This window comes from Agathobaculum sp. Marseille-P7918, assembly GCF_964248325.1.
GTDB lineage: Bacteria > Bacillota > Clostridia > Oscillospirales > Butyricicoccaceae > Agathobaculum.
Genome location: NZ_CAXTXI010000017.1, coordinates 1 through 19,571, shown reverse-complemented (window position 1 = coordinate 19,571; position 19,571 = coordinate 1). Strand labels below are relative to the sequence as shown.

16 protein-coding genes are annotated in these 19,571 nt (G+C 49.2%); all 16 read right to left on the bottom strand.

All coding sequences use genetic code 11. From position 1 onward, the window contains the following. Positions 1 to 60: 60 nt before the first annotated feature. The 16 genes from ileS to ACESSO_RS16225 all read right to left on the bottom strand — a co-directional run bounded on the left by ileS (position 61) and on the right by ACESSO_RS16225 (position 19,347). Complete coding sequence (gene ileS, locus ACESSO_RS16300; RefSeq protein WP_373166608.1) at positions 61 to 2,853, bottom strand: isoleucine--tRNA ligase; 2,793 nt, start codon at positions 2,851 to 2,853, stop codon at positions 61 to 63. A 26-nt stretch (positions 2,854 to 2,879) separates the two neighbouring features. Further along, positions 2,880 to 3,509 (bottom strand): DivIVA domain-containing protein, encoded by a 630-nt coding sequence (locus tag ACESSO_RS16295; protein WP_373166607.1) that lies wholly within the window; start codon positions 3,507 to 3,509, stop codon positions 2,880 to 2,882. Positions 3,510 to 3,599: 90 nt separating this feature from the next. Further along, complete coding sequence (locus tag ACESSO_RS16290) at positions 3,600 to 3,866, bottom strand: YggT family protein (protein WP_373166606.1); 267 nt, start codon at positions 3,864 to 3,866, stop codon at positions 3,600 to 3,602. A gap of 12 nt (positions 3,867 to 3,878) precedes the next feature. After that, positions 3,879 to 4,379 carry a cell division protein SepF gene (locus tag ACESSO_RS16285; RefSeq protein ID WP_373166605.1) on the bottom strand — a complete coding sequence of 167 codons (501 nt, stop codon included), beginning with the start codon at positions 4,377 to 4,379 and terminating at the stop codon, positions 3,879 to 3,881. A gap of 20 nt (positions 4,380 to 4,399) precedes the next feature. After that, the gene (locus ACESSO_RS16280; protein WP_373166604.1) at positions 4,400 to 5,125 is read right to left on the bottom strand and encodes a YggS family pyridoxal phosphate-dependent enzyme; all 726 of its coding nucleotides are present in this window, start codon (positions 5,123 to 5,125) and stop codon (positions 4,400 to 4,402) included. Continuing rightward, positions 5,122 to 6,399, bottom strand: a complete 1,278-nt coding sequence (locus tag ACESSO_RS16275; protein WP_373166603.1) for an HlyD family efflux transporter periplasmic adaptor subunit — start codon at positions 6,397 to 6,399, stop codon at positions 5,122 to 5,124. The genes ACESSO_RS16280 and ACESSO_RS16275 overlap by 4 nt, the downstream gene beginning before the upstream one ends. A gap of 18 nt (positions 6,400 to 6,417) precedes the next feature. Continuing rightward, a complete protein-coding gene (hfq, locus tag ACESSO_RS16270; protein ID WP_373166633.1) occupies positions 6,418 to 6,666 on the bottom strand; it encodes an RNA chaperone Hfq in 249 nt (82 codons plus the stop codon). A 30-nt stretch (positions 6,667 to 6,696) separates the two neighbouring features. Further along, entirely contained in the window at positions 6,697 to 7,638 is a 942-nt protein-coding gene (miaA, locus tag ACESSO_RS16265; protein ID WP_373166602.1) for a tRNA (adenosine(37)-N6)-dimethylallyltransferase MiaA, read from the bottom strand. A gap of 13 nt (positions 7,639 to 7,651) precedes the next feature. Further along, positions 7,652 to 9,598: a DNA mismatch repair endonuclease MutL gene (gene mutL, locus ACESSO_RS16260; RefSeq protein WP_373166601.1), complete on the bottom strand. Its 1,947-nt coding sequence runs from the start codon at positions 9,596 to 9,598 to the stop codon at positions 7,652 to 7,654. A gap of 23 nt (positions 9,599 to 9,621) precedes the next feature. Beyond that, positions 9,622 to 9,906 (bottom strand): hypothetical protein, encoded by a 285-nt coding sequence (locus tag ACESSO_RS16255; RefSeq protein ID WP_373166600.1) that lies wholly within the window; start codon positions 9,904 to 9,906, stop codon positions 9,622 to 9,624. Between the two features lie 17 nt (positions 9,907 to 9,923). Further along, positions 9,924 to 12,512 (bottom strand): DNA mismatch repair protein MutS, encoded by a 2,589-nt coding sequence (mutS, locus tag ACESSO_RS16250; RefSeq protein ID WP_373166599.1) that lies wholly within the window; start codon positions 12,510 to 12,512, stop codon positions 9,924 to 9,926. Positions 12,513 to 12,527: 15 nt separating this feature from the next. Then, positions 12,528 to 13,928: a tRNA (N6-isopentenyl adenosine(37)-C2)-methylthiotransferase MiaB gene (gene miaB / locus ACESSO_RS16245; RefSeq protein ID WP_373166598.1), complete on the bottom strand. Its 1,401-nt coding sequence runs from the start codon at positions 13,926 to 13,928 to the stop codon at positions 12,528 to 12,530. A 13-nt stretch (positions 13,929 to 13,941) separates the two neighbouring features. After that, positions 13,942 to 14,610 (bottom strand): TIGR03936 family radical SAM-associated protein, encoded by a 669-nt coding sequence (locus ACESSO_RS16240; protein ID WP_373166597.1) that lies wholly within the window; start codon positions 14,608 to 14,610, stop codon positions 13,942 to 13,944. Continuing rightward, a complete protein-coding gene (locus ACESSO_RS16235; RefSeq protein WP_373166632.1) occupies positions 14,603 to 16,426 on the bottom strand; it encodes a TIGR03960 family B12-binding radical SAM protein in 1,824 nt (607 codons plus the stop codon). The genes ACESSO_RS16240 and ACESSO_RS16235 overlap by 8 nt, the downstream gene beginning before the upstream one ends. A gap of 106 nt (positions 16,427 to 16,532) precedes the next feature. Beyond that, the gene (locus tag ACESSO_RS16230) at positions 16,533 to 18,977 is read right to left on the bottom strand and encodes a heavy metal translocating P-type ATPase (protein ID WP_373166596.1); all 2,445 of its coding nucleotides are present in this window, start codon (positions 18,975 to 18,977) and stop codon (positions 16,533 to 16,535) included. Between the two features lie 4 nt (positions 18,978 to 18,981). After that, entirely contained in the window at positions 18,982 to 19,347 is a 366-nt protein-coding gene (locus ACESSO_RS16225; RefSeq protein WP_373166631.1) for an ArsR/SmtB family transcription factor, read from the bottom strand. Between the last annotated feature and the right edge of the window lie 224 nt (positions 19,348 to 19,571).

The window sequence follows — 19,571 nt, the reverse complement described above, 5'->3', positions numbered from 1 at the left end:
CTCCTCATCGCTTAAAAAGGGGGAACAGAAAACTTTCTGTTCCCCTTTCTTGTTGATTTGTTAACCTACAACCTTGGCACAACGCGCACACAAAGCAGGATGCTTTGCATCAGTGCCAACCGATTTTGATTGCTTCCAGCAGCGCAGGCACTTTTCTCCTGCCGCACGAGCAACTGCAATCGTCAGGCCAGGCAGGTTCTCACTTGCCATGCCTTCTCCTGTACCTTCGCTCACCGAAAGTTCGGAGACAATACAGAGGTCAGCCAAATCCTGACCGCAGTCGTTCAAGAAAGCAGCCAGTTCTGCATTCGCATAAACGGTTACGCAGGCTTCCAGCGGTTTACCGATCGTCTTTGCATTACGTGCGCCTTCCAGTGCCTTATTGACGTCATCACGGAAGGCGGTCAGTTTTGCCCACTTCTCGACATCTGCATCAGTAAACGACAAGGTATCATCCGCCGTAGGCATTTCGTTGTATGCCACGTTGCGCACATCATCCTCTGCAGTATGCGGCATAGACTGCCAAATCTCATCTGCCGTAAAGCAGAGAATCGGAGACAGCATACGCACCAGAGCACTGAGAATACGATACATCGCAGTCTGCGCAGAACGACGGCTCAGGCCCTTGGTTTCATCGCAGTACAGACGGTCCTTGATAACATCCAGATAGAAATTGGACATATCAACAACACAGAAGTTATGAATCGAATGAAATACTGTATGGAACTCATAAGAATCATAGCCTTCGCGCACTTTTGCAACCAACTCATTGAGGCGCATCAAAGCCCACTTATCCAGTTCCGGCAGCTCAGTGTAGGCAACCATATCCGTTTTGGGATCGAAATCAAACAGGTTGCCCAGAATATAACGTGCGGTGTTGCGGATCTTTAGATAATTCTGCGACAGATGCTTGAGCATGTCCTTGGAAATACGCATATCCTGACGGTAATCGGAAGACGCTACCCAGAGGCGCATGACATCCGCGCCATACTGGTTCAAAATATCATCCGGCGCAATACCATTGCCAAGCGACTTGGACATCTTCTGACGCTCTTCATCCACGATCATACCGTGCGTAATAATCGTTTTATACGGCGCCTTGCCCTGCGTGGCAATGGACGTCAGCATAGAGGACTGGAACCAACCACGATACTGGTCGTTGCCTTCCAGATAAACGTCAACTGGCGTAGACTGATGTTCACGATTTTCAATGACTGCACGCCAAGAAGAACCAGAGTCGAACCAAACGTCCATGGTGTCGGTTTCTTTATCGAAATCACTGTAGCCGCATTCACACTTAATATCAGCCGGTAGAATCTCGGACGGCTCCATATCAAACCAAGCATTCGATCCCTTCTCACGGAACAGATCGGCTACGATCTTGATGGTCTGCTCGTTGACCAGCGGCTTGCCGCACTTCTTGCAGGTGAAAATCGGAATCGGAACGCCCCAGACACGCTGGCGGGAAATACACCAGTCGGAACGCTCACGGATCATGGAGGTCATGCGCTCTTCGCCCCAACCGGGAATCCACTGGATGCTTTCGCAAGCCTTGACAGCATCATCCTTCAGTGCATCCACTGAGCAGAACCACTGCTCGGTTGTGCGGAAGATAATAGGATTTTTACAACGCCAGCAGTGCGGATAGCTGTGCACGATCTCTTCGATCGCTAACAGTGCGCCCTCTGCTTTCAAATCATCCAGAATGATCGGCGTGGTCTTTTCATAGTACATGTTCGCGTACTTGCCGGCTTCTGCCGTGGTCATGCCCTTACCGTCAACCGGAACAATAATCGGAATATCATATTTCTGGCAAACAATAAAGTCATCTGCACCAAAGCCCGGAGCAGTATGAACACAGCCGGTACCAGCATCCAGCGTGACATGATCGCCGCAGATAACAACACTCTCACGATCCATGATCGGATGTTTGGTACGCATGAGTTCCATATCCGAACCCAGCAGCGTGCCAAGCACTTCCCAAGAATCGATCTGAGCAGCCTGCATCACAGACTCTACCAATTCCTTGGCAAGCACATAAATATCGCCCGAAGGAACCTTGACCAGATCATATTCATAAACCGGATTGACCGAAATGGCAAGGTTGCCCGGCAGCGTCCAGGTCGTCGTGGTCCAGATTACAAAGTAGACATTGTCTAAGCTGCCGGTAATCGCAGAAATTTTGCCGCCCTTATCGTCGGTCACATGGAACTTGACATAAATCGAGGAGCACGGCTCGTCCTGATACTCAATCTCAGCTTCTGCAAGCGCGGTTTCATCATGTGGGCACCAGTAAACAGGCTTCATGCCTTTGTAGATATAGCCCTTCTTCGCCATTTCGCCGAAGATTTCAATTTGAGTTGCCTCATAGTCATGCGTCAAGGTCAAATACGGGCGCTCCCAGTCACCAATGACACCAAGGCGCTTAAACTGTGTCCGCTGTGTGTTGACGTGGTCATGCGCAAACTCTTCGCATTTGGAGCGAAACTCCGCAGTAGAAACCTTGTCACGGTCCATGCCATAGGCCTTGATTGCTTGTCGCTCAATCGGCAGACCATGTGTATCCCATCCGGGAATATACGGCGCCTGATAGCCCATCATATTGCGGGAACGCACAATAAAATCCTTCAAAATCTTATTGAGTGCATGCCCCATGTGCAGATTGCCATTTGCATACGGAGGACCATCGTGCAGAACGAAGAGCGGCTTTCCTTCGTTCTTCTTCATCAATTCGTGATACAGGTCGTCCTTTTCCCAGTTTTCCAGAAAACCCGGTTCGCGCTTGGGCAGTCCCGCACGCATCGGAAAGTCGGTTTTCGGCAGATTGATCGTGTTATTGTAATCCTGCTGCATGGTGCAGTGTTCAGTCCTTTCGATTGTTACTTTACTTCCTTGGGGTCATAATCAGCGCCAAATTTTAATTCACCAAAGTCAAATTTGCGCGTAGCATCCTCTATGGGAGCATCTGCTTGCTCATCCTGCGGTGTCGGTTGAGCAGGCGCTTGCTGTTCTGCCGGCTGAGGTGCAGGCTGTACTGGTTCCTGCTGCTGACCAACTAGCTTTTCCGCCTTGGCAAGTTCTACCAGAGCCTTAGCCTGCGCCTGATAAGCAGCAGAAATGCGCGCGACAAATTCTAGTGTACTCTTTTTTGCTGTTTCAAGCTTTTGCTCTTCCAGTGTAATTTCATCGCGCGTGTTTTTGACTTTGCTTTCAGTCTCATCTTTTGCGGCAGTAACAATATCCTGCGCCTCTTGCTTAGCCTTGTCGATAGTGTCCTGCGCAATCGTCTGTGCACTCATAAGTGCACGCCGCATGCCATCTTCTACGCCGCGGTATTCCTCAATTTTGTCGACCAGCACTTTCATTTTTGCTTTCAGCGCAGCGTTTTCTTTCTGCATCGCGGCAAATTCTTCCGCAACACGCTCCAGAAAGGTATCCACTGATTTCATGTCATATCCGCCGAAAACCGCTTTTTCAAAGCCGATTTCCTGAATTTCCTGCACCGTCATTTGTTATTCCTCCGTTTTTTTCTCCTGTTGTCTACGGGAAAATGGCCGGGCATAGCCCGACCACTGATTTCGCCGCATATTTCGACAGGCTTAGAGCATGTATAAAACTTGTTCCAACACAATCAGAACAAGGAATGCCAGCAAAAACGCCAAGTCAAATGGAATGCCTCGCAATGCATTGATACGGCTGAGCAAACTGCGGAACGGTTGAATGATCGGTTCTGTTACAAGACATAATAATTCATATATCTGTGAACTGCTGCCCTGTACAAACCAGCTCATAATAGCTCGTGCAAAAAACAGAAATTGCAAAATCCGCAGCAGGCTGGCTACAATATATATTACAATTGTGTTCACGGCACCATAACCTTAAAAATACATACCACTGCTTTCTAATTCATCAATCAAATCTCCCATAATATCTACATTATAGGGTGTGATAATGTATGTGCTGTTTGCAACCTTTTTTATTTTTCCTTCGTTAGCGTATGCTACGCCGCTGAGAAAATCCACCAAGCGACGCGCAATATCTTTATTAGTCTGTTCTAGATTCAGTACGACTGTGCGCTTATCTTTTAAATGATCGGCAATTTCAGCTGCATTTTCGAAGCGATCCGGCTTGACCAACACCACAGCGAGCTGTGTTGTTGTGTTGATGTTTACCACTTTATTTCCACGGCGGGGCGAAGATGCTTCCGATGATGCACTATCATAAGACCGGTCATAGGATCTTTCATACGACCGTTCATATGATGACGGCGCACTACTTTTCACTGGCTCTTCATTGCGCTGGCGGGGCAGTTCATCTTCGTATTCGTCCTCGACGTCCTCGCCCTTAACCCAATCGATAAAGCCTTTGATTGAACCCATGCAAAGTTCCTCCTTATGTTTTAGGGCGAAACGATCTGATACGGGCGCGCACCAAAAATCGCTGTGCCGATGCGAACCATGTTTGCACCGCACTCAATCGCCATTTCAAAATCATTCGTCATTCCCATAGACAAATAATCCATATTTACATTATCGTATTTTTTCGTCAAAATGTCAACAAATACTTGTTGCATTTCGTGAAAGTAGCTTGAATTTTTCGATATTTCATCCGCAATTGGCGGAATTGCCATTAAACCGCGAATATGCAGCGATTTTTTTTCACTTAATCTGGAAATGGCTTCGTCCAGTTCTTCGATCAGTAAGCCGCTTTTTGCCGCTTCCCTTCCGATATTTACCTCCAAAAGGATATCCTGACATATGCCATGCTTGGCCGCTTCCTTTGCAATGGCTTCGCCCAGATGGACAGAGCCAACCGATTGAATCAGTGAAACTTTGCCAATCAGATATTTCACCTTGTTGGTTTGGAGCGTACCGATAAACTGCAGATCCGCCCCATCGTAGGCGTGCTGCTCATATTTTTCCAGTAATTCCTGCACGCGGTTTTCGCCGCATACTCTGATACCTGCAGCGATTGCCGCACGCACTCGCTCTGCATCATTCATTTTAGATGCTGCAACCAGAATAATGTCCTCCGGTTTTTTCCCTGCACGTTGTGCTGCCTGTGCAACACGCTCCTGAACTGCTGCAATGCGGCTTTTCAGTTCTCTGTTTTCCTGATCCGTCATGTCTTCACCACCATATTGTTCTGCAAGTTTTTCCCACTTATAATAATTTGATCCTGCGCCACCAGCATGTCAGAATTGGTTGCGCTTTGCTCGACGACATAATAGTCCTCAGTCTCATAGAGTTTATTTATGATTTTAAATTTTTGGAAGCTACCGCTGAGAATAAATACGCCGTCTTCCTTCTGCGTCTTGCCATCGCTGGTAGTCGTTTCCTGCACATAAACTGCTTCCTTCGGGACCTTTAGGCCGGTATATGTAGCAATGATGATTTCTATCGGCTGCTGCCGCATGGAAACCATTTCGCTGTTGAATTCTGTGCCTGCCAAAACCACCAATGCAGTTTCGCTGGTGCGGTCTTTAATAACGGAATAAACTGAAACAGGTGTTTCCAGAGATGCCTGTGTGAAATTGACATGAAGACTTTGACCAACTGAAAACCGGTCTGCATCCTCCTGAGAGATTTCTGCAACCAGATACCAAGTGAACCCTTGGATCATCTTTCCCCATGCCTGTTCGCTGACGATCGGCTTTGTCTCAGTAAGATCATGAAAACGATCTACCGTAATGTCTTCCAACTCATCCAAAGTAAGAATGCCTTCATAGCCGTCTACGACTTCGGAAAAATAGCCGGTCGCAGGGGCGGTCAGCTGCGTCGTGTGACCAGCTAACTGCGCATTTAAGCTATCCCGCTCCATAACCAGAGTATCTCGCTCTGCTGTAATGGCAGCCGTGTCTACGCTGTCCGCTTCACGGCGCAGTGCCAGCGTGCGCAGAGACTCGGCGGAGGAATGCAAAGCAGTACCGGAACCGTTTTTTGTTTGTGATGCCATCTGCTGCAAGGATAAAATAATCATTTGATCCAGCTTTGAAGCATCCGCGCCGTCCGTTGCAGATTGCAATGCCGTATTTAACAAATCAATTCTGTTTTCTAATGGATCAAGCTGCTGACTCAACGCAAGAGCATCTTCATCGGAATAAACAATAGCAAGGGGCGCACTTTGCTGTACACGCTCGCCACTGTATACAATATGCTTCACTGATTTTCCTGTGCTGCCACTGATAGGGATTTCGTCACGGAAAAACCAGCCCTGTGCGGTGATGCTGTCATTCACGGTTACCTGAATGGCAGGTGTGGTTTCGATACCGATGGAAAAAGCACTGATTATCTTCTGTCCCAGATATATCAATATTACAACTGCGACCAATAGAAAAATAATTCTGCTATTAACACCGTTTCGTGTGTGTATTTGTTTTTTGCCTGTTTGTTGCTGCATAAGGAACCTCGTATAGTATCATTCCGCCGCACGCTCCTCTCTTGGTGCATGCAGATCAACACGATTCTGCGGGATCAGCGTGGAAATGGCATGTTTATATATCATCTGTTGCTTTCCATCGCTGTCCAATATCACAACAAAGTTATCAAATCCGCGGACTGTTCCGCGCATCTGAAATCCATTTGTCAAAAAAACAGTGGTATTGATTCCTTGCTGGCGCAATGCGCACAGCATCCGGTCCTGCAGATTAATTTCGTTTCGCACAATGACTCCTCCAATATTTTACAATTTATGGTATCATTGTACACTTTGATTTTGCAGATATTCTGTCGCTTTCTGTAAAACGTCTGAGAAGTCCTCGTCTCTATTATAATAAATCCAATGGATGCTGTCATCCCTTTTTAGCCATGTTAACTGTCTTTTTGCATAATTTCGACTGTGCTGTTTGAGTAATTGCACACAAGAATCCAGAGAATCCTTGCCTTCCAGAAAGCTCAACAGTTCTTTGTAGCCAATAGCCTGTGCAGCTGTCCCGGTGAGTGCGCCTTTTGAGAGCAGCCCCCGCGTTTCTTCTAATAATCCGTCGGAAAGCATTTGATCGACGCGCTCATCAATTCGGTCATACAAGGTTTGGCGGTCTGTCGGGCAAACACCGATTTTTACAGCACTGTATTTGGGGGCTGGGCGTTTATGCCGGCGATTGAATTCTCCTATCGTGAAACCGGTTTGTTCATATACTTCCAGTGCACGAATCACTCTTTTGAGGTTATTAGGATGTAATCGTTGTGCGCTTTCCGGATCAACCTCTGCCAGAAGCGAATGTACGGCCAGATTTCCCTGGGTGTTTGCCATATGCTGATATTTTTGCCGCACGGTCAAATCTGTTTCATCACCGGAAAAAGTACTGCATTCTATCAGTGCATCCATATACAGACCGGTTCCACCAACCACAATTGGTGTCATATCGCGCGACAAAATATCCTGCGCGGCCGCATTGGCCAATTCGACATATCGTGCAACAGAAAATGGTTCATCCGGTTCACAGATGTCCAGCAGATGGTGATGAATCCCCTGCCGCTCGTTTGTAGTCGGTTTCGCAGTGCCAATATTCATACCGCGATAGATCTGCATAGAATCTGCCGAGATAATTTCCGTATGCAGTTGTTTCGCCAATGCAACCGATAAGGCGGTTTTTCCGCTGGCTGTTGGTCCGCAAATACAGATCAAACGATTTTGCATTCTGTACTCCCCATTATTGATTTACTCGCTTGAACATTTTGTCCAATTCATATTTTGTTAATCGAACGGTTGTCGGCCTGCCATGCGGGCAGGACTGTACATCCCCGTCCGCCAGCACACGATCGCACAAATCCTGTAATTCTGTCAGCGTAGAGGCCTTCCCTGCCTTGATGGCAGCTTTGCATGCAACCGTATGAATGAGGTCATCCAATCGGTCAGGAATCGCTGTGCGGCTGTTCATCAGCTTTTCCGCTAATTCACCGATTACGCTTGCCACATCTGCACTATCCAGATACGCTGGCGCGCTGCGCACCGCAAAACTGTTTTCCCCAAAGCTATCGATCGAAAAACCGGCTTGGCGTATTTCCTCGAGGCCTGACTGGACGGCAGCTGCCTCCTCGCCGGTTAGTTCCACAATAACGGGTGTCAGCAGTTCCTGCTGCGGTATTTCGGTTTCTTTCCGCAGCTTGTTGAACAGCAGGCGTTCATGTGCAGCATGCTTATCAATTAAGATTAGTCCATCCCGATCTTCTGCGATAAGATATGTCTGGAAACACTCTCCAATCACGCGTGCACCGCTATCAAGCGGTTCCAATGTAGGCGCGGCATGAGATTCTGCAACGGTTTCCCGCTTTACACCGATATTGGGTGTCGATTGTACGACATCGACTTTCTTTGGTTCGGATGGCGGTGCATCAAAAGAGCGATAAGATGTTGTTTCGCTACGGTCTTCTTGTATAATTCGTGGCGACGAAAGATAGGTGCCGGACAAAGACGGCTTTTTCGCGCGTGGTGGTACAGCAACCAAAAAATCTTCCAGTTCAGGCGCCTCTAACAGTTTATCAGATGACGAAACCTCTACCGCGGGCTTGGAGACCGCAAAACGCTGCTGTTGATAAATCGGAAGTGGCTCTTTGCTTTTTGGTTCGACCGGTTCTTTTTCCTGATGTGTAAAATGTGGCATATTGTCATTTGCTGCAATGGCATTTTTACAGGCAACATAAACGGCCTCAAACACCGGTTTTTCCTGAGAAAATTTGACCTCGGTTTTTGCAGGATGTACATTGACATCTACCGCAGCAAGCGGCAGTTCTAAAAATACTGCGCCGGAAGGATACTTGCCAGTGATCATTGCATTGCGGTATGCTTCTTCAAGCGCCGCCTGCATTAATTTGCTTTTGACATACCGTCCATTCACAAAAAAATGCTGCATGGAGCGATTGGGCCTGCCGGCGTGTGGTTTAACAATATATCCGTAAACTGTCATTCCATTCCGTTCGGATTGGGGTACTTCGATCATGTTGGCTGTCATCTCTTTGCCAAATACTGCAAATACGGGCGCCATCAGTTTACCCTTTCCGTCGGTAGAAAACACCTGTTTGCCGTCACGAATCAGGCAAAAAGCAATTTCCGGATGCGAAAGTGCAGCATGCTGTACAACTCCGAGAATATATCCCGCTTCGGTAAAATCTTTTTTTAAAAATTTCATACGGGCTGGAGTATTGTAAAACAAGTCTCGTACGACGATGGTTGTGCCCTCTGGACAGCCAGCTTCTTCTTGTGTTTGTATGTCACCGGCTTCCAAATGTAAATGTATCCCTGCAATCGCGCCTTTCTGTCGAGTAAACAAATCAATGCGCGTTACCGAGGAAATGGCAGCCAGTGCCTCGCCGCGAAAGCCCAGCGTACCGATGGCTGTCAAATCTTCCTCTGTGCGGAGTTTACTGGTCGCATGACGGCGAAATGCGATGGGCGCGTCTTCTTCCGACATGCCGCATCCATTATCTGCGATGCGAAGATAGCTGATGCCGCCGTTTTCAATTTCTACGGTGATTCGGGTGGAACCGGCGTCAATCGCATTTTCGATCAATTCTTTTGCAACCGAAGCCGGTCGTTCAACGACCTCGCCAGCCGCAATTAAATCTGCAAGATGGGAAGAAAGTTCGTGGATAATTGCCATTAAGATTTCCTTTCCGGGTGAAATCACGTATAATACGCGTAACCGCAATGGGGACATTTGGGACAATCAAAATCGTGTTGATGGCCGCAGCGCGGACAAGTTATTTGCAGCAGATTATTTTCTTTTTCCACCGCGCCGAAAAGTTCAATTTTGCCGCAGGTCGGGCAGAACCAGATATGCACATCCAGACTGCCTGCCAAAAGATTCGGTAAATCTCCGAGTAGCCAACTGGTTTGTCCTAATTGGATTGTCTCTTTGCCTGCATCTTTCATTTCCGTTCCACAACGAAGACATTTGAAGGCCTCCATGTCATTTGTCGCTCCTATTACAGCAGTTTTTTCAGTTCATACAAGGCATTCAGTGCCTCGATTGGTGTCATGGTATCCACTTGCAGTGCACGCAGCCGCTGGGCTACTGCATTATCTGCCAATGTCTCCATGGTAACCTGCGGTCCGTCCTCTTCCGCAACTTCATGCAGCTCTGGCTTAGGCAGTGTTGATTCCAAATCTGCCAGCACTGCCTTGGCCCGCTTAATCACCGCATTGGGAATGCCTGCCAGCTTGGCAACCTCGATGCCGTAGCTGTCATCTGCACCGCCACGCACGATCTTACGCAGGAATGTAATATCGTCACCGCGTTTTTTTACTGCGATATTGTAGTTTTTCACACCTTTGATCATGTCCTCTAATACGGTAAGCTCATGATAATGGGTGGCAAATAATGCCCGAGCGCCCACTTTGCGCTTGTCGGCCACATACTCAATCACTGCACGAGCAATTGACATACCATCATAGGTAGAGGTACCGCGTCCAATCTCGTCTAAAATCAGCAGGCTGGACTTTGTCGCATGCTTTAGAATATCTGCAACCTCGCTCATTTCAACCATGAAAGTGGATTGTCCGCTCGCCAGATCATCGGAAGCGCCTACACGGGTAAACACGCGGTCAGCCACCCCGATATGCGCAGAGGACGCCGGAACGAACGAGCCGATCTGCGCCATGATGGTGATGAGCGCCACCTGTCGCATGTAAGTTGACTTACCTGCCATATTCGGGCCGGTGATGATTGCTACGCGGTTTTCGCCGCCATCTAACAGAGTATCGTTTGGAATAAACAGGCTGTCTGCCAGCATCTTTTCTACGACCGGATGGCGACCATCGTGAATTTCAATGCGGTCGGAAAAATCGACAACCGGGCAAGTATAGTTATTATCACAGGCAACCTCGGCCAGCGCGCACAGTACGTCAAGCGCAGCAACAGCCTGTGCGGTTTTCTGAACGCGGTGTACCTGCTCTGCAATCTGATCTCGCACCGATACAAATATATCATATTCCAGCGAGGTCAAGCGTTCCTGTGCCCCCAATACCGTGCTTTCCAGCTGCTTGAGTTCTTCCGTGATGTATCGCTCACCATTGGCGAGCGTCTGTTTGCGGATATAATAATCTGGGACTGCGTCAATATTGGATTTGCTGACCTCGATATAGTATCCAAACACACGGTTATAGCCGATTTTCAGCTTGCTGATGCCGGTTTTTTCCCGTTCAGTCTGCTCGATGGCAGCAATTTTCCCTTTTCCGCCGGATGCCAAATCGCGCAGATAGTCAATTTCCTCATTATAGCCGGACCGAATAAGACCGCCTTCACGCAGCAAGATAGGCGGCTCGTCCACGATTGCCAGTTCTACCAGCGCATGAATATCTTCCAGCAAGTCCATATTGTTGGTAATCTCACGCATCATTGGCTGAGAAAATTGTGCCGCCTGCGTCCGGATTTCCGGCAGACAAGCAATTGCAGAAGAAAGCGCACGTAAGTCGCGGCAATTGGCTGTGCCATAGGTGATGCGTCCAATCAGACGTTCAATATCAAACACCTTTTTTAGAGCATCGGACAGCGTGGAACGAGCAATCACATCATCGCATAGCGCACCGACCGCCTGCTGACGTCGCACAATATGCAGAGGGTTATACAGTGGCTTTTCCAGCCACTGACGAATCAGGCGGGAACCCATGGCGGTTTTTGTGCGGTCGAGTACCCAAAGGAGCGTTCCTTTTTTCTCTTTGGTTCGCATGGTTTCACACAATTCCAAATTGCGGCGTGCAATCAGATCCAACTCCATGTATTGGCCCTGATGATATACCTGCAAATGGTTGAGTGCAGCAAGGCTTGCCTGCTGTGTCTGCTCCAGATAGGAAAGCAGCCCGCCCAAACACTGAATGGTCTGCGGCAAATCCGTAAGACCGGCGGCGTCAAAATCCTCTATATGAAAATGAGAACGAATGTGTTCCGCCGCCCGCTGTGTGTCAAAACTCTCCTCCGGCATCGGTTCAACCAATGCTTCCAATCGCTCGTTTAAAAAAGTCAGAAAAGCATCTGCAGATGCGGCAGCGCCGCCGACCAGCACCTCTCTAGGTCCAAATCGGCCAAGCTCGCTGGCAATATCCTGCCAGTTATCCGACCCAGTGGCCCAGACTTCGCCGGTGGTGATATCGGCAAAACATGCGCCGATACCGCCTTGTTCCGCGTAAACGCAGCCGAGAAAGTTATTGCGCTCCTCTTCCAGCATCGAGGCCTCCACCACTGTGCCGGGCGTGACGCGCCGAACGATTTCTCGCTTGACCAGCCCTTTGGCAAGTTTGGGGTCCTCTACCTGCTCACAGATGGCGATTTTATAGCCCTTTCGCACCAGCTTTGCAATATAGCCTTCTGCGCTATGATATGGTACGCCACACATAGGTGCGCGTTCTTCCTGCCCGCAATCACGGCCGGTTAGGGTGAGTTCCAGCTCACGGGAAACAAGTTTGGCGTCATCAAAAAACATTTCATAGAAATCGCCCAAACGATAAAACAGAATATAATCCTTGTTTTTGTTTTTAATTTCAAAATACTGTTTCATCATGGGCGTGAGTTCTGCCATTTTTTCGACCTCTTTCTATATTTTTCGTGCAAACAGGCAGCGCAGACTGGTCTTTTCGACTTCAGCCTCGATAAAAGAACCAATTTCGATATCTGCACCTCGTACGCATACCAACAGATTTCCCTCGGTACGTGCCGTAAAAGGATAATCCGGTCCTTTGGCAGTGCCGTCTACCAACAGACGCACTGTTTTGCCCTGATAAGCCGCCTGTCGCTCAGCGACGATGGCGTCTTGTGCTTTGAGCAAACGTTCAAAACGCTGCTGCTTTTCCTGCGGGGTAGCATTATCCTCATAAGACGCCGCAGGTGTTCCGCTGCGCGGAGAATACAGGAAAGTAAACAGCAAGTCAAAGCGCACATCTTCGACCAGCTGGAGCGTCTGTTCGAAATCCTCATCTGTTTCGCCTGGAAAGCCGACAATAATATCGCTCGATAACGTGATATCCGGCATTTTTGACCGCGCATCAGCAATTAAAGCGCGATACTCATCCGCTGTATACCGACGATTCATGCGGCGCAGAATTTCATCACTGCCGGATTGGAACGGCAAATGCAGCTGTTTGGCCACTTTCTCACATTGTGCCATTGCGTCAAACAGACGGGGCGACGCGTCCTTCGGATGGCTGGTCATGAACCGCAGCCAGAAATCACCTGGCACAGCGTTCAGACGCCGTAAAAGGTCGGCGAAGTCGATATCCAGCCCGAGATCCTTGCCGTAAGAGTTAACATTTTGGCCGAGCAGAGTAATTTCCTTATACCCTGCCGCCACAAGATCTCGCAGTTCCTTTTCGATTTCCTCCGGACGGCGGGAGCGCTCGCGTCCACGCACATAGGGCACGATGCAATAGGTGCAGAAGTTGTTGCAGCCATACATGATGGACAGCCAAGCCTTCGGCCCCTGTGCGCGCAGTACCGGCAGTCCTTCGGCAATATCATCCTCACCACCAATATCAAAGACACGCTTTTTCTCGGTGAGGACACGATATAACAGCGACGGGAAGCGCCAAAGCGCATGCGTGCCGAACATCAAGCTGACTTGAGGGTAGCTTTTCTTGATTTTTTCGACATTTTTCTCTTGCTGTGCCATGCAACCGCACAGCGCAATTACCACATCGGGACGCTGCTTTTTGAGGTGGCTGAGCGCACCGATATTGCCAAATGCACGGTCCTCTGCATGCTCACGCACAGCACAGGTATTATACAGGATAAAATCAGCATCCTCCGGCCGGTCGGTCATACAATATCCCATTTCGTGCAGCATGCCGCGGATGCGTTCGGTATCCGCTTCATTCTGTTGACAGCCGAACGTATGCGTATAGGCGCGCAGCTGCTTGCCGCGGGTCAGTGCAGAAACCGCGTCGATATAGGTAAACTGATTTTGCAGTTGTTCTTCAGAAACGGTAACGGGTGATGGCATTGTTTGCCTCCTCTTATCGGAATGGGGAACCGTCCGCGGTAAACACATTCAGACGGTGATACGCACAGAACGGAATTTCGAACTGCGGCAGATATTGACGGATGGCACGGGTCAGGTATTCCGGGCTCATGTTGTTGTTACCGGCAGCAGTGGTCACAACGGCAACGACCTCTCCATCTGCTTCGGACAGGGTCAGATCACGCATCAGTTCCTTCATGTTGACAGTCTTTTCACCTCGCTTGCTGCGCTTGACAATTTCAACCTTCTGACGGCCAAATAGTTCACGCACTGCGGGCAGAAATCCGGACGGGATGCCGTCCTCGAAGGCCCAAGTGATACGATATTGCGACCATGCAATCGCACCAACCTTCATGCCGCCATCCTCAAGCGGATAAATTTCAATTGCACGCAATCCCTCTGGGAATACGTCATTGAGCGCTTCAACCGCATTTTCCGGCACAGCATCTGCGGTGATGTTAAAATCCAAAAACTCGCATTCGCCGGAATATCCAGTCGAAAGCGGCAATGCCACCGACACATAGGCATGCTGATTAAACCCCTCTGTAAACCAGAGAGGCATCTGGCAACGGGCCATTGCACGCTGCATCGTGTGCATCAGGTCAAGGTGGGAGATATACTTGGCTCTCCCCTCCTTGGCAAATTTCATCCGCGCTTTAAACATGGCATTTACCTCCTTCCAGCAGCGCGTTTGCGCCGCAGCCTGCACACTGCTGCATGCAGTCAGGTGTAATAGCCGCTTCACGCGAACGCTCCCATTCGCGCTTCAAGTGCTCTTTGCGTGTACCGCAGCCAATATGATTCCACGGGAATACCTCGTCCATTGGGCGCTGCCGCGATGCATAGAATGCGGGATCGAGGCCACAGTCAGAAAAGGCCTGCATCCACTTATCATAGTCAAAGCACTGATCCCAGCCATCCATCTTGCAGCCGCGCTGCCATGCCAGATAAATGGCTGCGCCCTGCCGACGATCGCCGCGGGCGATCACGCCCTCCAGCACCGAGGTTTTGGCGTCATGCCAGTTATATGTTACATTGCGTGTACGCATGATTTCTTTCATGTGTGCCTGCTTTTCGACAAACTGTTCTAGTGTATCCTGCGCGTCCCACTGGAATGGGGTCTGCGGCTTGGGCACAAAACACGACGCAGACGCCGTAATACGAACGCCGCGCGCACGGTTGTTTGTATTCATGCGCCAGCAATACGCAACCTTTTTGCAGATTTCCGAGATACCGTCCAAGTCTTCGGTTGTTTCGGTCGGCAAACCAATCATGAAATACAGTTTTACATTGTTCCAGCCGCCTTGAAACGCGATTTCGCATGCGTGTAAAACATCCTCCTCGCGGATGTTTTTGTTAATGACGTCGCGTAAACGCTGCGTACCAGCCTCGCATGCAAAGGTCAGGCCGCTTTTGCGCGTTTTCTGTACACGCTGCATCAGTTCTGTGCTGAAGCTGTCTGCGCGCAGGCTAGGCAGAGACAGGCTGATATGCCGCGGTTCGCAGTAGTCCAACATGCACTCGGTCAAACCGGACAGATCGCCATAATCGCTGGTAGAAAGCGAAGAAAGTGAGATTTCCTCATAGCCTGAGTTCTTCAGAACCGCCTTGGCCTGTCGCAGCAGTGTTTCCTTGGACTTCGTGCGGAGCGGACGGTAAGTGTGTCCGGCCTGACAGAAGCGGCAGCCGCGCGGACAGCCGCGGAACAGTTCGATCATTGCACGATCGAACACAATATCGGTTGACGGGACAACAAAGGAGTCTGGATAATACATGGTATCCAAATCCTTGACGATGCGTTTTTGAACCATTGCAGGCGCGCCGTTGGTTGGTGTGACGCAGTCAATCGTGCCATCCTCGTGGTAGCTTACTTCATACAGCGAAGGCACATACATGCCGTCAATCTGCGCAGCAGCAATCAGAAATTGCTTCTTGCTCCAGTTCTCACGCTTGGCCTTGCGATACAAATCGGTAAATTCAAGCATGATCTCCTCGCCGTCACCGATCATGAACAGATCGACAAAGTCAACCAGCGGCTCCGGATTATACGCACAAGGACCGCCGCAGGCAACAATATGCTTAAGGTCTGTGCGATCCTTGGCCAGCACCGGTACGCCGCCAAGATCAAGCATGTTGAGAATATTGGTAAACGATAATTCATATTGCAAAGTAAATGCAATAATATCAAATTCATAAAGCGGATCGCCGCTTTCCAAACCATACAGTGGAATACCCGCGGCACGCATTTCAGCCTCCATATCGATCCATGGTGCGCACACACGCTCACACCAAATCCCTTTTTGGTCGTTCAGCAGACCATACAGAATGCGGGAACCGAGATGTGACATAGCAACTTCATAGGTATCCGGGAAACAGAAGGCGAAGCGCAAATCAATCTCTGCCTTATCTTTTGTCACTGACCCCCATTCGCCGCCCACATAGCGCGCGGGCTTTTGCACGCGGGACAGAATAGCTTCCATTTTCTTATGCAAGTCGTTTTCCTCCAAAACAATATACAAATCAATTATAGCATAAAACGGGCAAAAAGGCCATACCGACTTGCGTCGGCATGGCCCCCTTTTCACTTTACTTGATGCCCAATATACGGGCGGCATTCAAAACCGTCAGTACTGCAAGCAGAACATCCGCAGCTACAGCCTGCCACATGTAGGCCACGCCCACCAGTGTCAACAGCGCTAACAAAATTTTTACCAGAATCACGACAACCATGTTTTGCAGTGCAATGCTGTGCGTCCTCCGGCAAATGCGCAGCGTGTCGCTGAGTCTTGTCAAATCATTGCTCATTACCAGAATGTTGGTCGCTGATGCGGATTGCTGGGAACCGGCAACGCCCATTGCAATGCCGACATCGGCCATTTTGAGCTCCTCGATATCGTTAACACCGTCACCAACATAGGCTGCTGTACCGTCCGTCGGGATGGTTCGCATGAGAAATTCCATTTTAGAGGCTTTCTCTTCCGGCTGCAATCCAAAGTGCGTGGTATCAATTCCGATGGCTTCGGCAGCCTGATGGGTAGGCAGTTCTGTATCACCCGTCAAGATAACTGTGCGCAGAACACCTTGATTTTTCAGTTCTTTAATCGCATCGGCCGCTTCCGGGCGAACAGTGTCCTCCAGTACGATTGCACCGGCATATTCCCCTTCGTATGCGATATAAACCACTGTGCCCGGGATATCCGGCACACCCTTTACGCCGCGTGAAACCATCAGCCTGCGATTGCCGGCCAGAAGATTGCGGTTGCCAATTCGCGCCCGCACACCGCGACCCGGAAATTCCTCAAATTCGCTGATTTTCTGCGGAACACTGGGATAAGCAGCTACAACAGCGCGCGCAACCGGATGTTGCGAAAACTGTTCCGCAGCCGCTGCCAACGCCAAACAGCTTTCCTGATTAAAGTCCTGTGTGCCATGGATTTCTTTTACCCGCAGGTTACCTTCCGTCAAGGTACCGGTTTTATCAAACACAACCATGCGCAGCTCAGCCATTTTTTCAATCGCTTCACTGCCTTTTACATGAATTCCCTTTTGCATCAATCTGCCGCTGCCGCACAAGAAACAAAGCGGAACCGAAACAGACAGTGCGGTAGGACAACAGACTACCAAAATGGTCAACGCACGATAAATCCAATTTGCCATGGACGTACCGGAATTAAAGAGTGGCGGAATGATAGACAACAGTATTGCCAAGACAATGATGACCGGAATGATTCGTGCAGCGCCATGCGCTACACTGTCTTCGAGCGCTGCCTTTCGCTCCTTCCCCTCTTCCTGTACGCGCATGATTTGATTGAAAGCGCAATCATCAAAACGGGCCACAGCCCGCAGGAGCAAAAGAGAACCGGTATATAAACTGCCAGCCAAGACCTTTGCGTTTTTAGAAATCTGCACCGGCTCGTTGTCACCGGTTAATACGGTATCATCTACGGTGCCTTCGCCACGCAATACAATTCCGTCGATCGGTACGCGCTCGCCCGAACGAACCAGTACAAAGTCGCCGATTTTTATTTCATTGGGAGAGACCTGTCGTTCTTCTCCCTGCATATTCACTACCGACGCATGCTCCGGAATAAAACCGGTCTGTTTTGTAAGGGATTTGTGCGTTGAGGCTAAAACTAAGTCGCTAGCGATTTTGCCTACGCCGTGCAGAATCAATACTACGCTTGCTTCAGGCCGATTTCCCAGAAGAAATGCACCCAGTGATGCAATGAAAATCAGCAAATATTCATCAAAATACTTGCCGTGAGTAAAGTTGTGCGCCACTTTTACAACAATCGGCAATACAGTAATTAAATATGCAATGAGATAGAAGATGAATCCGATAGCTGTTTGTCGAAGAAATACACCGAAAATCAAAAAGATTGCGGCAATTGCCAAACGAATCAAGGTAAACCGCATATCCATCGGCGTCATTGCTTGATATGGGATTTCTGCTCCGGACGCACCGCGCTTGGCACTTTCACGACGCAGGCGTGTCTGCTCTCGGCGACGCATTCGCGCGTGATATTGCGCGCGTTCCATCAGCGTCATACCTTCTGTGCCGTTGGTACCGTTGGGAGAAACCGTCAATGCAGTTTCGGTAACAGGCTTGATTGCAGCATTTTCTTCTGCGTCGTCCGCTTCGAACTCACTCTCATCGGCTTCAGCTTCTGGGGCCGTACTGATATGCTCAGCAACAGGCTCTGATTCATCTGTTTCCTCGATTATCTCAGCCTGACCTGGCATCTGTTCCTCTGCCTGATTATCAGTATCCGCTTCCACAGCATCCAATACCGGCTGATCGCCAGACTGCTCGGCGGTAGCAGGAGCGGGCTGTTGTACAACCTGTTCAGAGCTGTGCATCCCGCCTTCCAGTCCAGCCAGAAGGTCATTTAATAGTTCGGTAGGAGAAGGCAAGTCCTCCTCTTTCCCATGCGCCGAAGTATTTCCAATGTCCGACTCCGGCAATGCACCATTCTGATCGAGACGATCTTCTTTTGATTGCTCTGCAAGACGGTTTTTCTTGTCACTCATTCATCTATCCCTCCTGCACATGTGCGATGCCTTGAGCTAAAATAACTTGAATATGGTCATCGCAAAGCGCATAATACACGGTTTTGCCGTTTTTTCTGCTTTTTACAAGACGTGCTTGTTTCAAAAAACGAAGTTGATGGGAGATTGCAGATTGGCTCATTCCTAATAGAGAAGCAATATCGCAAACACACAGTTCTTCTGTCACCAGCGCAGTTAAAATACGCAGACGAGTTTTGTCGGAAAAAGCCTTAAAAAAGTCCGAAGCAGCGGAAGTGATTTCCTCACTGGGCATTGCAATGCGTGCATGTGTGACAGCATCCGTGTGAATGACATGTTCTTCGCAGCATTCGGCCTCTTCATTCAGACGCATAACAGCCAACCAGATCCCTCCCGCAAAACGCAATTTTCTATTAAATAATAGTATCATCGAAATCCTTTCCTGTCAAGAATTCCTCAAAATGCATCGTGAAATAGAGTTGTAGGAGTACAATACATCTTGGACAGTTGAATAAAAAAAGGATGAAGGATAGGGCCACATCGGTTAAAGTTGAGTTGCGACACTTAACTTGACGAGAGGGGGCCATATCCTTCATG